General features: G+C 62.5%; 12 protein-coding genes. 1 reads left to right on the top strand and 11 read right to left on the bottom strand.

Features of this window, described 5'->3' with window-relative positions:
• Positions 1–12: 12 nt before the first annotated feature.
• The 4 genes from LOY31_RS03750 to LOY31_RS03735 form a co-directional block, all read right to left on the bottom strand.
• Entirely contained in the window at positions 13–1,299 is a 1,287-nt protein-coding gene (locus tag LOY31_RS03750; RefSeq protein ID WP_258712863.1) for a phospholipase, read from the bottom strand.
• Between the two features lie 116 nt (positions 1,300–1,415).
• Positions 1,416–2,984: an FGGY-family carbohydrate kinase gene (locus LOY31_RS03745; RefSeq protein ID WP_258712862.1), complete on the bottom strand. Its 1,569-nt coding sequence runs from the start codon at positions 2,982–2,984 to the stop codon at positions 1,416–1,418.
• A 20-nt stretch (positions 2,985–3,004) separates the two neighbouring features.
• The gene (locus LOY31_RS03740; protein ID WP_258712861.1) at positions 3,005–4,600 is read right to left on the bottom strand and encodes a glycerol-3-phosphate dehydrogenase/oxidase; all 1,596 of its coding nucleotides are present in this window, start codon (positions 4,598–4,600) and stop codon (positions 3,005–3,007) included.
• 5 nt (positions 4,601–4,605) lie between these two features.
• Complete coding sequence (locus tag LOY31_RS03735) at positions 4,606–6,201, bottom strand: FAD-binding oxidoreductase (protein ID WP_258712860.1); 1,596 nt, start codon at positions 6,199–6,201, stop codon at positions 4,606–4,608.
• Positions 6,202–6,412: 211 nt separating this feature from the next.
• Here LOY31_RS03735 and LOY31_RS03730 point away from each other — a divergent pair, with 211 nt between their 5' ends.
• Complete coding sequence (locus tag LOY31_RS03730) at positions 6,413–7,441, top strand: AraC family transcriptional regulator (RefSeq protein WP_258712859.1); 1,029 nt, start codon at positions 6,413–6,415, stop codon at positions 7,439–7,441.
• Here the strand turns inward: LOY31_RS03730 and LOY31_RS03725 are convergent.
• The 7 genes from LOY31_RS03725 to LOY31_RS03695 all read right to left on the bottom strand — a co-directional run bounded on the left by LOY31_RS03725 (position 7,438) and on the right by LOY31_RS03695 (position 14,415).
• Entirely contained in the window at positions 7,438–7,806 is a 369-nt protein-coding gene (locus LOY31_RS03725; RefSeq protein WP_007953815.1) for a glyoxalase superfamily protein, read from the bottom strand. The genes LOY31_RS03730 and LOY31_RS03725 overlap by 4 nt on opposite strands.
• A 117-nt stretch (positions 7,807–7,923) precedes the next feature.
• Positions 7,924–9,381, bottom strand: coding sequence for an amidohydrolase family protein (locus tag LOY31_RS03720; RefSeq protein ID WP_258712858.1), 1,458 nt, complete (start codon positions 9,379–9,381; stop codon positions 7,924–7,926).
• 1 nt (position 9,382) lies between these two features.
• The gene (locus LOY31_RS03715; RefSeq protein ID WP_258712857.1) at positions 9,383–10,243 is read right to left on the bottom strand and encodes a MurR/RpiR family transcriptional regulator; all 861 of its coding nucleotides are present in this window, start codon (positions 10,241–10,243) and stop codon (positions 9,383–9,385) included.
• Positions 10,244–10,258: 15 nt separating this feature from the next.
• Entirely contained in the window at positions 10,259–11,608 is a 1,350-nt protein-coding gene (locus LOY31_RS03710) for a GntP family permease (protein WP_258712856.1), read from the bottom strand.
• 247 nt (positions 11,609–11,855) lie between these two features.
• Positions 11,856–12,749: an NAD-dependent epimerase/dehydratase family protein gene (locus tag LOY31_RS03705; RefSeq protein ID WP_115076469.1), complete on the bottom strand. Its 894-nt coding sequence runs from the start codon at positions 12,747–12,749 to the stop codon at positions 11,856–11,858.
• A 103-nt stretch (positions 12,750–12,852) separates the two neighbouring features.
• Entirely contained in the window at positions 12,853–13,764 is a 912-nt protein-coding gene (locus tag LOY31_RS03700; RefSeq protein ID WP_007953823.1) for a LysR family transcriptional regulator, read from the bottom strand.
• 60 nt (positions 13,765–13,824) lie between these two features.
• The gene (locus tag LOY31_RS03695) at positions 13,825–14,415 is read right to left on the bottom strand and encodes an NAD(P)H-dependent oxidoreductase (RefSeq protein WP_179692729.1); all 591 of its coding nucleotides are present in this window, start codon (positions 14,413–14,415) and stop codon (positions 13,825–13,827) included.
• Between the last annotated feature and the right edge of the window lie 169 nt (positions 14,416–14,584).

The raw sequence follows: 14,584 nt of genomic DNA, 5'->3' as shown, positions 1-14,584 counted from the left end.
TTGCCGCGATGCTTATGGCGCCAGCCCCGCACGGACAAAAATCCGGCTGTGGGCGCCGAAATGGCCGAGCAGCCGGAGCAGTTGCTGATTGAGCTCCGGGTGCTCGAAGGTCTCGCGCTGCAACTGATTGCCCGCGCTGAAATCGCTGGTGACCGGCGCCGTTTCCAGCCACTGGCCGATGGCTTCATCGAAGGCAGCGGAGTCGTCGACCGACTCAGCACTCACCACTTCCCGCAGGTAGTCCACGGAGTACGGCGGGTAACGCGCGTCCCCGGCGGCATCGGCGTAAGCGTCGAGCATCGGATGCAACTGACCGGCACGCAGCACGCGGCGCAGCCAGGTCGACTGGTATTTCTCGACTTCCATGTGGCGGGTCGCGACCCGTTCGATGGACGCCTGTTTGTCCTCCGCAAAACCGGCCAGCGCCTTGCCCTCCAGCAGCAGAAGGCTCGGCAGTTCGACGCCCGGCAACGGCTTGGCGTGATACGGCTGGGTCAGGTCCTGAACGTGGTGCAGGCCCCAGCCGAGAAAGCGATAACCCCAGTAAGAATGGCCGGTGGCAAACGCCAGTCGCGCCAGCCCCATGTACTGATACGCACGCCAGTCCGGCCAGCTGCGTTCGAGGAATTCGGCGGCCGCGTACACCACCGGGCTTTCATGGAAAAAGCCCATGTGGAACGGCGCCTGGGAGCTGTACTGGAAGCGCGCATCGCCAAACGGCTGCGGGCCGAAGCCATACAGCGCGGCGACTTCGCCGGGGTTGTCGCTGAACAGGTTGATGTCGTGGCCGTAATCCGGCTCGTCGGCAGCGCTCGCCAGTACGGCCAGAGGCGCGACTTTTTCGTGGTCGCTCACACGAATGAAACGCTGGCGATTCCACGGCGACAGCGTCTGCTCGACCATGACCTGATCGGCCTGCAGATGCTCGCGCTCGGGCAGGTCTTTGCCCGGCAACGGCTGGATGACCATCGCCAGAAAAATCTGCGGATTGATCCGCAGCGCGGTGAGAAAGTCGTGGCGCAGATTGTCGCTCGGCGCGGCGGGCAACTTGAGGTTGTCGGGGCGCGGCGGGTACTGCTTGAAATGCTCGCGGGCGAAGCGCTCCTGCTCATCGAGCAACGCGACGATGGTCGGATATTGCTCGGAGAGAAACTGCTCCAGCGGCTCAACTTCGACGGGCGACGCATCGCGCAACGCCGGCAGATCCTGCAACGCCAGGTAGCTGCCCACCGTATGGTTCGACCAGCCCCACGCCGTGGGGGCCATTGCGCAAAGCAGCAGGAGGGAGATCAGCTTCATTGCTTCTGGTTCTTGTTATGTGTGCCGAGGGGATCGAGCCTAACAATCGACCCCGCCTCTGACACTGTCCGATCTCACCAGAAAAGTTCTCCGATAGCGCCACGTGCGATGTTCTTTCACGCCGGGTAACCGGTGATCTTGCGGATGCTCTGGTACAACGGTTTGAGCTGCCGATACATGCGCAGATAGACGTCCTTGTACAGTCGCTCATAGACCTGCTGCGCCTCGGGTTGCGGCTGAAACACCGCACCAACCCGGGTCATCGCCGCTATCGCCGTGGGGAAATCCGCGTGCAGCCCGAGCCCCACCGCGCAGCAAATCGCCGCGCCCAGACCGGACGCTTCATAGACGTGCGGACGCTCCGCCGGCAGGCCGAAAATGTTCGCCGTGAGTTGCATCGCCGCATCACTTTGCGAGCCACCGCCAGCGACTCGCAAACGGGTGACGGAGATCTTCGAGCGCTTCTCGATTTTCTCCATGCCCTGGCGCAAGGCGTAGGCCAGGCCTTCAAGAATTGCTCGGTAAATGTGCGCACGGGTGTGCACGTCGCCGAAGCCGATCATTGCGCCTTTGGCTTCGACACCCGGCTCGCGAATCCCCGGTGACCAGTACGGTTGCAACGTCAATCCCATCGAGCCCGGCGGCACCGCCTCGACCAATGCATCGAACAGTTGCTCGGGCTCGATGCCCTGCTCTTTGGCCTGCTGCATTTCCCGCAGGCCGAACTCGTTCTTGAACCAGCTGACCATCCAGTAGCCGCGATAAATCATCACCTCGCAGTTGTACTGATCCGGCACCGCCGACGGGTACGGCGGAATCAACGGGACGATTTCCAGATAGCGCGAACGGGTGCTGGTGATGGTCGCGGTGGTGCCGTAGGACAGGCACACCGTGCCCAAATCGACGACGCCGGAGCCGAGCACTTCACAAGCCTTGTCGGCCCCCGCCGCAATCAGCGGAACGCCTTCGGGAATGCCGGTGTGAAGACTCGCTTCTGCGCTGATGTGGCCGAGGGTTTCACCGGGTTTGTGCAAGGTCGGCAGTTGCTCGGGACGCACCGCCAGCGCCTGCCATTTCCAGTCACGGGTTGCGGCCCAGCGCAGGCGCTTGAAGTCGAACGGCAAGTAACCGACGCAACAGCCCACCGAGTCGACGAAACGTCCGCACAGGCGATGCGTGAGAAACCCCGAGAGCAGCAAAAACTTGTCGGTCGCCGCCCACACTTCGGGTTGATGGCGGGCAATCCAGTTGGCCTCGGCCTGGGCGCGAAAGTAATCCACCGTAGCCTGCGCGCCGGCCAGTTTGAACAGCCAGCCCCACGGCCCCTTGATCCCGCCTTCGACTTGGCTCTGGCGCTGATCGAGCCAGAGAATCGCCGGGCGCAACGGTTTGCCCTGGGCATCGACGTTGATCACCGTGCCGCGCTGCGTCGTGAGAGAAACCCCGGCGATCTGCGAACGATCAATGCCGGTTTGCGCCCACACCTGCTGGCAGGCCTCACCCAGTTTGGCCCAGTAATATTCGGGATCCTGCTCGGCCCAGCCCGGTTGCGTCGAGTAATAGGCCTGCAATTCAACCTTGCCCTTGCCGAGCAGATTGCCCTGCAAATCGAAGAGCAGCGCGCGCACGCTCTGGGTGCCATTGTCGATGGCCAGCAGGTAATGCTTGTTCGGGTGGTTGTCCATGGAGCTCTCTTCGAGGGGCATCACTGCGCGATTTCCGGCAGGCCGTGATGGCGTTGCCATAACGCCTGATAGCGTTGCTGTTCCTGTTGCCAGTGTTCGTCGTCCCAGCCCAGTCGCGGCTGACAGAGTCGGCGAATGGCCGGGAAATAATCCGCGCCGCCACAGGGCAGCAACAGGCCGAGGCGGGTTCGGCGCAGCAGCAGGTCATCCAGGTGCAGGACCATTTCCGACTCGCAGGCGAAAGCCAGTTCCGCCCACAAGGTGTCGGTGGCGCCGACGGTGTCGAGGCCCAGTTCGGCGAGCAATTGCGCCAGCCTCGGTAGGTCCCGGCCATGTCGCCCGGCCAGACGTCGCCACTGGCCGGGGCTGAGACTGGGAATCGCCAGTGGCGGTACCGTCGCGAACACCGGCGCGGCATCATCGTCGAAAGAGCGACCGAGCATGTCGGCGCAGGCCTTGAGCACTTCGATGGCTTGCGGGCGAAACGTCGTGAGCTTGCCGCCGGCCAAGGTGACGCAACCCGGCTCCTGCCACAGCACATGTTCACGGGTTTCGTTCGACGGTTTGTCCTGATGCTCACCTGCCGTGCTGCCCACCACAGGGCGCACGCCGGACCAGGTTGAAAGCACGTCGGTTGCTGTCACTTCAGCGCCGGGAAACTGCTGTCGGCAGGCGGCCAGCAGATAGTCGAGTTCTTCGGTGCTGATGCTCGCGCTCTGGTCCAGATTCTCGCGGTGATCAAGGTCCGTGGTGCCGACCACCGTGGCGCCTTCCCAAGGGAAAACGAACACTGGTCTCCGATCCTGCTCGTGCATAAACGTGAAGGCCTGCGCCACTGGCAAGCGCCAGCCCGGCAGCAGCAAATGACTGCCACGCAACGGGCGCAACTGACGCGGCGCCTCGGATGGACGCAAGCGTTCAGCCCAGGCGCCGGTGGCCACCGCTAGCACACCACAACGCAATTGAATTGAAGCGCCGGCTTCGCAGTCTTCGACCTGAACCCCGCACACCCGCCCGTTTTCCCGCAGCAGATGTTCGACGCGTACACCGTTGAGCACCACCGCACCGTCCGCCCGCGCTTCGCTCAACACGCGCATCACCAGCCGCGCGTCATCAGTCAGCGCATCGACAAAACAGGTGCCGCCCAGCAGGTCATTTTCTTTCACGCCCGGCGCCAGATAACGCAGTTGCTGCGCATCATGGAAACGATGATCGCGGCGCCCGGCCAATGCGTCATAGATCGACAGCAGACCACCCAACACTCGCGGCCCGGGAAAGCCGCCGCGATAGTGCGGCATCATGAAACTCATCGGTTCCACCAGCCCCGGCGCTTCGTCGAGCAGACGCTGGCGTTCGCGCACTGAATCTCGGGTCAGGCGCCACTGGCCCTTGGCGATGTAGCGCAAACCGCCATGGACCATTTTCGAAGACCGACTGGAGGTGCCCCAGGCGAAATCACGCTGTTCCAGCAGCAGGCAACGCCAGCCACGGCGCGCGGCTTCACGCAGGATGCCGGCGCCGCTGATACCGCCGCCGATGACGATCAGATCCCAGGTTTCACCCGCCAGCGTCGGCAGGACTTGCTGGCGCCATTCGGCGTTCCAGTCCGCGCTCATCGCCGTCACTCCTGCAACAGCGTGCCGGGGTTCAGGCGCCCGGCCGGGTCGAAGTGCCGGCTCAGCGCCTGCAAGGTGTCCATCGCCAGCTCGCCCTTTTCGCGCGGCAGGTACGGCGCATGATCCTTGCCCACACCGTGCTGGTGGCTGATGGTGCCGTGGTTGTCGACGACGGTTTGACTGGCCGCGTGTTTGAGGGCCTTCCAGCGGGCCAGTGTCGCGGGATAGTCCGCCGCCGGGCGAAACACGTAAGTGGTGTAGATGCTCGAGCCTTCGCCGTAGACGTGGGACAGATGGGTGAACACGTGCACTCGCTCCCCCTCCGCCGCCAACGCATCGCGCAGGCTGTTTTCGATCCGGTTGAGCAGGTTGTCGACGTTGCTCCAGTCGGTGGCTGTTTCGAGGGTGTCGACCACGTAACCGGCGTTCCACAGGTTCTCCCGCAGATACGGAAAACGAAAGCGGTTCTGCGCCCACTTCTTGCCCAGCAGCGTGCCGGTGAACACACCGCCGAACGCTTTCAGATGCTGACGGGCCTGGCTCAGGGACAGCGCATTCTGCTTGCGATTGCCGGTCACGCCGAAGGTCAGCAGGCACTTGCCCTGCCCCGCACCGCGCAGGTTCAAGTATTTTTCCAGCCAGGCGATCTGTTGTGGATGGCCGGCCAGCGCCAGTTGGGTTTCGGTTTCCACCGCGTTGGATAAGCGCAGCATCGACAGCGGTACCCGCGCTTGCGCCAGTTGCTGAATGGCTTGCAGCGCCTTGCTCCAGCTGGGCAGAAACACACCGTAGAAACGCTCATCGGCCGGCAGCGCGCTGACCCGCACCTTGACCTCGGAAATGATCCCGAAACGCCCCTCGCAACCCAGTACCACTTCGCGCAGATCAGGGCCGGCCGCCGAGGCCGGGAAGGTTGGAATTTGCAGCGGCCCGGCAAAGGTTTCCAGGGTTCCGCCGGCGAACAGTTGCTCAATCCGCCCATAGCGCAGCGACTGCTGACCGCTGGAACGACTGGCCACCCAACCGCCCAGCGTCGACAGCTCCCACGACTGCGGAAAATGCCCCAGCGTGTAGCCACGGGCGCGCAATTGGCTTTCCACCTGCGGGCCGCTGGCGCCGGGGCCGAAAGTCGCCAGCAGGCTTTGTTCGTCGAGGTCGATCAGGCGGCTCATCCGCGCCAGGGACACCGTCACCACGGGCCGCGCAGAGTCTGGCGGGTTGATGTGCCCGGCCACCGACGTGCCGCCGCCGTAGGGGATCAGGCACAGGTCCTGCGCCTGGGCGAGCGCCAGCAATTGGCGGATGTGTTCGGCGGTTTCCGGGAACGCCACGGCGTCGGGGTAATTGCCCAGCGCGCCTTCGCGCAACGCCAGCCAGTCCGGCAGGCTCTGGCCTCGAGCATGCAGCAGACGGTCATGGGCATCGATGCTGTACAAGGCGTGTTCCGCCAGCCGCGAGACCGGCACGCGGGCCAGCGCCGCTTCGAGCGTCGCATCGGGCAGCGCGCGCCCCTTCCCCAGTCGTTCATGGAGAAAACTTGCGCCCTGGGCCGGCAGTTCGACCACCGTGGTTGCATCTCCCCAGCCGTTCCAGCGTCGCATGCGTGTGTCCTTCTGTGCAGTCTGATCAGTGAGATTTCAGGCCCTCATACTAGTCAGCCGGCCGAAAGTGTCACGGTCGCATCCGGCCAGTTCGAGTAGCCAATTGAGTCAAACGTCGCGCAAGCGTCAGCCATTTACTTTAGTCGTGGATTCAAATTACCTTTCAGGGCGCTCATCCGCCCGTGGCGGCCTCGATCAAGGGAATACGGTCATGCAATCGCTCGGCTTCACCTCCGTTCCGCCGCTGCTCAAGTACCTGCGCCATGCCGAACATCTGGGCCTGGCCATCGAGCCTGCGTTGGCGGCGGCCGGGTTGCAGGCGCAACAGCTGAGCGACAACAGCCTGCGCCTGCCGGGTGAAACCCATGAGCGGTTGCTCGATTACTTTTGCGAACACTCGGGCGATCCGCTGTTCGGCCTCAACGCCGCGAATTTTGTGCTGCCCAACTCCTGGAGCGTGCTCGGCTACATCACCATGAATTGCGCGACACTGGGCGACGCCATGAGCCGGATCATGCCGTTCGAAAAACTGGTGGGCGACATGGGCGTAAGCCGCACCGAGGTGCACGACAGCCACGTTCACCTGATCTGGAGCTGCCGTTTCGAGCGCCCGCGAATTCGCCGACACCTGGTGGAAAACGTGCTCGGCTCCTGGCTGCAATACGCACGCTGGATCGCCGACACCCAACTGTCGCCGGCCGCCGTGTGGCTGGAACACTCGATCCCGGCGGACACCACGCAGGCGCAGTACGAACAGTTTTTTGAGTGCCCGGTACTGTTCGATCAGCCGTATTCCGCGCTGATCGTGCCGTTGCCGTATTTGCAGTTGCCGTTGCGCCAGGCCGATGCGCATTTGCTGCGCACCCTGGAAGAACACGCTCAGAGTTTAATGGCGACGCTGGAGGATGCGTCGCTCGAACAGCGGGTCAAAAGCATCCTGCGTCAGTTGCTCAAGGAGGGCCTGCCGCGCAAGGAACAGGTGGCCGAACATCTCGCCGTCTCGGTGCGCACCCTGCAACGCCAGCTGCATCAGGCCGGCACCTCGTATCAGCAGATCCTCGACGAACTGCGTCAGGAACTGGCCGAGCATTACCTGCTCAACAGCACTTTGCCGATTCAGGACATCGCCCAGTATCTGGGCTTCACCGAACCGCGCTCGTTTCATCGCACCTTCAAGAGCCGACGCGGCATGCCGCCCGGTGAGTTTCGGCAGACTCACCGGGTGTCAAACGACAGTTAGAGGCTGATCGCGTTGGTGAACACCAGGCGATTGCCGAACGGATCGGCGATGGTCATGTCCTGGCTGCCCCACGGCATGGCCTGGATGCCCGGGTGCGAGAACTTGTAGTTCTTGGCGACCAACTGCTGCTGAAACGCCTCCAGCTCATCGGTCTCAATCCGCAGGGCCGAACCCGGTGTTGCATCGCCGTGGTGTTCGGACAAATGCAGCACACATTCGCCGCGCGAAACCTGCAGGTACAACGGGAAACCGGGTTCGAAACGATGCTGCCAATCGATCTTGAAGCCGAGGAAGTCGACGTAGAATTCCACGGCCTTGGCTTCATCGAAAATCCGCAGGATCGGGGTGGTTTTGCCGAAGCTCATGGGTTGCTCCCTGACTGATTGGCCCCAGAGTGTAGCCGGGGTGGATGTCAGCAATTCGGCTTGGTGATGGCTTTCTTTAATTGCAATGTGCCATCACCGTGAAGCAGTCAGCAAAATTCAACGAAAGCCGTCGCGCAGATCGCCCTGGCGCGCCAGGAACCGCCCTGGTCTCTGGCCATTGGCCTGACCGTCGCGGTAACTCAAAACACCATTGATCCACACACCCTCGATGCCTTGGGCGGCACGTTGCGGGTCGTTGAAATCCGCCACGTCACGCACGGTCGCCGGGTCGAACAGCACCAGATCCGCCCAGTGCCCTTCACGAATCTCGCCCCTTTCCTTCAGACCGAAACGCGCGGCCGACAGACCGGTCATCTTGTGCACCGCGGTATGCAGCGGAAACAGCCCGACATCACGACTGAAATGTCCGAGCACCCGTGGGAAAGCGCCCCACAGACGCGGGTGCGGGAACGGGTCTTCCGGCAGGCCGTCGGAGCCGACCATCGACAGCGGATGAGCGAGGATCCGGCGCACGTCGTTCTCGTCCATCCCGTAATACACCGCACCCGCCGGTTGCAGGCGTTTGGCGGCGTCGAGCAACGACAGGTTCCATTCGGCGGCGATGTCCATCAGGTCACGACCGCCCATTTCCGGATGCGGCGTCGACCAGGTGATGGTGATGCGGTGGGCGTCGGTGACCTGCTTCAGATCCAGGGTCGAAGAACTCGCCGCATACGGATAGCAATCGCAGCCGACCGGGTGAGTTTTCGCCGCCTCTTCCAGCGAGGCGAGCAACTGCGGACTACGGCCCCAATTACCGGCGCCAGCACATTTCAGGTGGGAAATGATCACCGGTGATCGTGCGTGACGCCCGATGCGGAAGGCTTCGTCCATTGCTTCCAGCACCGGTTCGAATTCACTGCGCAGGTGCGTGGTGTACACCGCGCCGAACGCATTCAGTTCTTCGGTCAGTTGCATGACTTCATCGGTGGATGCGGAGAACGCACTCGCATACGCCAGGCCTGTGGATAAACCAAGGGCGCCCGCCTCCAGGCTTTCACGCAACTGTTCGCGCATCGCGCTGATTTCATCGTCGGTGGCGGTGCGAAACAGATCATCAAGATGATTGCTGCGCAGCGCCGTGTGGCCGACCAGCGCCGCGACGTTCAGCGTGGTGTTGGCCGCTTCGACCGCCGCGCGGTAATCGCTGAAACGTGGATAAACGAACGCCGCCGCCGAGCCGAGCAGGTTCATCGGATCCGGCGGATCGCCGCGCAAACTGACCGGTGCCGCACTGATCCCGCAGTTGCCGACAATCACCGTGGTCACGCCCTGGCTGAGCTTGGGCAGCATTTGTGGCTGGCGAATCACCACGGTGTCGTCGTGGGTGTGCACGTCGATGAAACCCGGCGCCAGCACACGCCCGGCGGCGTCGATTTCCTCGGTGGCGCGGGCCTCGCCCAAGTCGCCGATGCGCGCGATGCGGCCATCGAGGATCGCCACGTCGGCGGCGTAACCGGGGCTGTTGCTGCCGTCGATGACCAGGGCGTTGCGAATCAGGGTGTCGTACAGCATGTCAGTCTCCCAGCGGCAGGTGATCGTCGCCGCCACGGTATTCGTCGAGGGCGAGTTTGATCCGCCGCAGACGTTCTTGATTGTCTTCAGGATTGGCTAGCGCCAGCTCGGTGGCCAGCACGTCGATGGCGAGCAGCATGCCGTAGCGTGCCGCCGTCGGTTTGTAGATGAACGAGGTCTCGGCGCCTTGCAGCGGCAGGACAATGTCGGCCAGTTCCGCCAGCGGCGAGTCGGCGCGGGTGATGGCGAGAATCCGTGCGCCGTAGTTGCGCGCCAGCGCTACGGTCTCCAGCAACTCCGGGGTGATGCCGGTCAGCGAACAGACGATCACCACCTGCTCGGCGCTGAGGCTGGCGGCGGTGACGCGCATCATCACTGCGTCGTGGCACACCGCAATCGGGTAGCCGAGGCGCACCAGCCGCACTTGCAACTCATCGCTGCACAGGGTCGAGCAACCGCCGATGCCGAAGGCGTGGATCATCCGCGCCTGGCCCAGCAGTTTCACCGCATCGACGAAGCGCGATTCATCGAACGCCGCCAGATGCTGGCGCAGGGTGGTTTCAATATCGCCGACGATCTGCCCGTAAAACGCCGACTGTTCGGGCGTGCCCGCCGGGTCGAGGAAACGGCTGCCGACGCCACTGGCCTGGGCCAGTTGCAGGCGCAGGTCGCGCAGGTCGCGGCAACCGACCGTGCGGGCGAAGCGCGACAGCGTGGCAGTGCTGACTTCGGCCCGCTGGGCCAGCTCTTCGAGGCTGGCGGAGGCGGCAAATCCTACGTCGTCGAGCATCAGACGGGCGATGCGTCCTTCACCGGCGCTGAAGGAATCCTGACGGGCGCGGATCTGATAAAGGATGTCCATGGCGGATAACTCCGACTACAGCAGGTAAGAAAGACCGACGGTCAGGGCAAAAGCGACAACCGAGATCAGGGTTTCCAGCACCGTCCAGGTCTTGAACGTCTGGGCCACCGTCATGTTGAAGTATTCCTTGATCAACCAGAAGCCGCCGTCGTTGACGTGGGAAAAGATAACCGAGCCCGCGCCTGTCGCCAGCACCAGCAGTTCCGGGTGTGGATAACCCAGACCGATGGCCACTGGCGCGACCACGCCGGAAGCCGTGGTCATGGCAACGGTGGCCGAACCGGTGGCGATGCGCATCAACGCGGCGAACAACCAGCCCATGATCAACGGCGACAGGTGAAATTCGTGGGCCAGGCCGACGATCTGATCGGTGACGCCGGCGTCCACCAGAATCCGGTTCAGGCCGCCGCCAGCACCCACCAGCAAGGTAATGCTGGCGGTCGGTGCCAGGCACTCGTTGGTGAATTTGAGGATCGATTCCCGGTTGAAACCCTGCGCAATGCCGAGCGTCCAGAAACTCAACAGCGTCGCCAGCAACAGCGCAATCACCGAGTTGCCGATAAACAACAGGAACTGATTGAAGCCGCTGCCCGGCGTGGAAATCAGGTTGGCCCAGCCGCCGATCAGCATCAGCACCACTGGCAACAGAATGGTCGCCATGGTGATGCCGAAACCCGGCAGGCTGTTGCGAGGTTCGCGTTCGAGGAATTGTTTTTCCAGCGGGTTATCCGCCGGCAACTGAATGCGCGGCACGATGAATTTGGCGTACAGGGGGCCGGCAATGATCGCCGTCGGAATGCCGATGGCAATCGCATACAGCAAGGTCTGCCCGACCGACGCCTGATAGGCCTGCACCGCCAGCATCGCCGCCGGGTGCGGCGGCACCAGCGCATGCACCACCGACAGACCGGCGACCATCGGCAAACCGACCATCAGGATCGACACGCCAACCCGCCGCGCCACGGTAAAGGCAATCGGCACCAGCAACACGAAACCGACTTCGAAAAACAGCGGCAGCCCCACCAGAAACGCAATGCACACCATCGCCCAGTGCGCGTTCTTCTCGCCAAAGCGCTCGATCAGCGTGCGCGCCATCTGCTCGGCCCCGCCGGACTCGGCCATCATCTTGCCGAGCATCGTCCCCAGCGCCACCACCAGCGCAATATGCCCCAGCGTCTTGCCCACCCCGGCCTCATACGCCCCCACCACGCCGGACGGCGGCATCCCCGCCACCAGCGCCAGGCCGATGGAAATCAGGGTGATGACAATGAACGGATTGAGCCGGTAACGGGCGATCAGAACGATCAGGGCGATGATGGCAACGGCGGCGTAGACCAGCAGCCAATAGCCGAAGGACGGTGTCATGCGGTACTCCTCGAAAGGGTCACGTTCGAATGGGTTGTGAAACTCATAAATCATTTCGAGATCGAGTTTTCAAACGAAGTGAAAGTAATTTTCGTGGAGGGATAAGGGTTGTCGCTTTTGGATATGTCTTGTCGCGAATAATGAAAATCGAGGGGTGGGATTTTCATGATCCTCGGGCACAAAAAACCGGTGAAAACAAGCAAGCTTGCTTCCACCGGTCTTGGGGCGTCACCTTTTCAGCGTGGACTCACACCATTTCGTTACGAATCCATTCAACCACCGACGTACGCTTCGGCGCCCAGCCCAGCAGTTCGCGGGCGTGTTTGCCGCGTACGCGGCTGTTGGAGCCGAGGCCGTAGTTGGCCATTTCGTAGCCCCACTCGGCTTCGGCGTCTTTCAGCGGCCAGTCTTGTGGCTCGCCGAGGTTCAGGGCCTGGGCCATGGCGGTGGTCATGTCGATGAACGACGCTTCGCCGCTTTCGACGAAGTAGAAGGTGCCCGGGACGTTTTTGGTCAGGGCCAGCAGGTACAGCGCCACCACGTCTTCGATGTGCACGTTGGACCAGATGTTCTGACCGGTGCCGACGTGACGCACTACGCCGCTTTTACGTGCCTGTTTCAGCAGACGCGGCAACTGCACGCTGTCGCGATTGACGCCCAGGCTGTGGCCGTAGATCAGGGTGTTGCAGATGACGGCCGAGTTCACACCGTCCTTCGCTGCCGCGAGGATCAGGTTGTCGATGGCCACCCGTGCGGCCTTGTCGACGGTCGGCTCCGGCAGGTTGTCTTCGAAGTAGATGACGTCGCTGGATTTGCCGCCCGAGGCGTCGCCGACGATGCTCGAACCGCTGGTGTGCAGGAACACTTTGTTCGAGCCGCGCAGGGCATCGAGCAAGGCTTCGACCGCGCCGCGATGGTCGCTGCTGGCGGCGTTGATCACGGCGTCGGCGGCGCGGGCCTGTTCGGCCAGCAATGCGTTGTCGTCGAGGGTGCCGATTACCGGGGTGATGCCCAGTGCTTTCAGCTCATTGGCCTGTTCGGCGCTGCGTACCAGACCGGTGACGGTGTGGCCGGCCTGGACCAGACCGGTGGCGATGGAGCCGCCGATAAAACCGGCAGCGCCGGTGACGAATACGTTCATGGAGAAACTCCCTGCGTGAGTAAGTGATGCAACGAGTATCGACCGCCGAGCTCGGTGGAAAAACCCGCCCACAACCAAATCACTGTTGCGCAGGGATCACGAATCAGCCTTTGAAATCGGCGCTGGCGTAAGCCGCCAGTTTGCTCTGGATGAAGTCGAGGAAGCACTGGATGCGCAGCGCCAGCTGCGAGTTGCGGTAGTACACCGCGTTGATCGGCTGGCGATAACCGCTGTTGAATTCCGCCAGCAACACCTTCAGCCGCCCGGCACGTATGTCGTCGATGGTCATGAAGTGCGAGAGGCAGGCAATGCCCTGGCCTTCCAGCGCCAGATGGCGAACCGTCTCGCCGCTGGAGGCGCTGATTGCCGGAGTGATCGGCCAGCGGTCACCGTGCACGTAACGCAGCGGCCACTGGTTGAGGCCTTCGTTCTGGGTGAAGCCGAGCAAGGTGTGTTCGCTGAGATCGGCCACTTGCAGCGGCGCGCCGTGTTTTTCCAGATAGGCGGGACTGGCGACGATCAGCAGCGGACTGCAACCCAGCGAACGAGCATGCAACGTCGAATCGGCGAGGGTGCCGATGCGGATGGCGACGTCGGTGCTTTGTTCCAGCAGGTCAATGATCAGGTCATTGCTGTTGAGTTCGAGCTGGATGTCCGGGTACAGCCGACGGAACTCGTCGATGTACGGCACGATGGCGTGGAGCATGAACGGCGATGCGGCGTTGATGCGCAACCGTCCTGATGGCGTCTGCTGACGGGAAGAGAGGCGCTCTTCGAGTTGATCCATCTGGTCGAGGATCAGCTTGGCCTGTTCGAAGAAATACTTGCCCTCCTCGGTCAGGTCCATGCGCCGGGTGGTGCGGTTGATCAGCGTGGTGTCGAGCTTGGCTTCCAGCCGCGACAGCGTGCGGCTGACCGCCGACGGCGTCTGTCCGACCTGCTCGGCGGCGGCGGAGATCGAACCGCATTCGATCACGCAGACGAAAATCTGCAACTCATCGGATCTGGCTTTCACGGGTGTCCTCGAATCGAAAGGCCTGCAGCGCAAGCTCAGGCCTTCGATAGTAGCCGAGCGTCAGGCCTTGAGGCCAAACACCTCGGTCAGATGCTGCTCGTAGCGCGCCACATCCGCTTCGATGTTCGGGCGTTTCATCACGTCCACACAGAGGAATGTCGGCAGGCCGGTCATGCCGAGAAACTCGTTGGCCTTGTGGAACGGGAAGTACACGGCGTCCACGCCTTTGGCTTCAAAGAAGTCGGTCGGATCATCGAACGCCTGCTGCGGTGCGTTCCAGGTCAGCGACAGCATGTATTGCTTGCCCTGGATCAGACCGCCGCTGCCGTACTTCTGCGACGAATCGGAACGGGTGCGGCCATCGCTGGCGTAGAGGCTGCCGTGGCCTTCGGTGAATACTTCGTCGATGTACTTTTTCACGGTCCACGGCGCGCCCATCCACCAGCCCGGCATCTGATAAATGATCACGTCGGCCCAGAGGAATTTGGCGACTTCTTCGGCGATGTCGTAACCCTCGTCAATGAAGGTGGTCTTGACGTCGACACCGCCACGATCCAGCACGCTCAGCGCCGCTTCATGCAGGGTGGTGTTGTAGCGACCGTCGGAGTGGGCGAATTTTTTACCGCCATTGAGCAACAGCACTTTTTTCATGGGAGAGCCTCGATCGGATTCCGATGCGCAGCGCAGAGCGCTGGATGGAGAAGGGGAAAAATTCAATGGCGGCAGATTAGCGATCCGCCTCGCGCGGAATAAGCACCGGTTGCGCAAAATTCATTTGAGTAAAACGCACGAATCGAATGCCGATTGTTGCCGTAGGATT

The organism is Pseudomonas sp. B21-021 (assembly GCF_024749205.1).
In the GTDB taxonomy this organism is placed as follows: Bacteria; Pseudomonadota; Gammaproteobacteria; order Pseudomonadales; family Pseudomonadaceae; genus Aquipseudomonas; species Aquipseudomonas paraglycinae.
This window is presented reverse-complemented; position numbering and strand designations above follow the sequence as displayed.

Excerpts from the sequence above, each read along its gene's own strand:
- LOY31_RS03745 (WP_258712862.1), bottom strand. The coding sequence starts at position 2,984 with ATGGACAACCACCCGAACAAGCATTACCTGCTGGCCATCGACAATGGC.
- LOY31_RS03720 (WP_258712858.1), bottom strand. The coding sequence starts at position 9,381 with ATGCTGTACGACACCCTGATTCGCAACGCCCTGGTCATCGACGGCAGC.
- LOY31_RS03750 (WP_258712863.1), bottom strand. The coding sequence starts at position 1,299 with ATGAAGCTGATCTCCCTCCTGCTGCTTTGCGCAATGGCCCCCACGGCG.
- LOY31_RS03735 (WP_258712860.1), bottom strand. The coding sequence starts at position 6,201 with ATGCGACGCTGGAACGGCTGGGGAGATGCAACCACGGTGGTCGAACTG.
- LOY31_RS03695 (WP_179692729.1), bottom strand. The coding sequence starts at position 14,415 with ATGAAAAAAGTGCTGTTGCTCAATGGCGGTAAAAAATTCGCCCACTCC.
- LOY31_RS03710 (WP_258712856.1), bottom strand. The coding sequence starts at position 11,608 with ATGACACCGTCCTTCGGCTATTGGCTGCTGGTCTACGCCGCCGTTGCC.
- LOY31_RS03740 (WP_258712861.1), bottom strand. The coding sequence starts at position 4,600 with ATGAGCGCGGACTGGAACGCCGAATGGCGCCAGCAAGTCCTGCCGACG.
- LOY31_RS03705 (WP_115076469.1), bottom strand. The coding sequence starts at position 12,749 with ATGAACGTATTCGTCACCGGCGCTGCCGGTTTTATCGGCGGCTCCATC.
- LOY31_RS03730 (WP_258712859.1), top strand. The coding sequence starts at position 6,413 with ATGCAATCGCTCGGCTTCACCTCCGTTCCGCCGCTGCTCAAGTACCTG.
- LOY31_RS03725 (WP_007953815.1), bottom strand. The coding sequence starts at position 7,806 with ATGAGCTTCGGCAAAACCACCCCGATCCTGCGGATTTTCGATGAAGCC.
- LOY31_RS03715 (WP_258712857.1), bottom strand. The coding sequence starts at position 10,243 with ATGGACATCCTTTATCAGATCCGCGCCCGTCAGGATTCCTTCAGCGCC.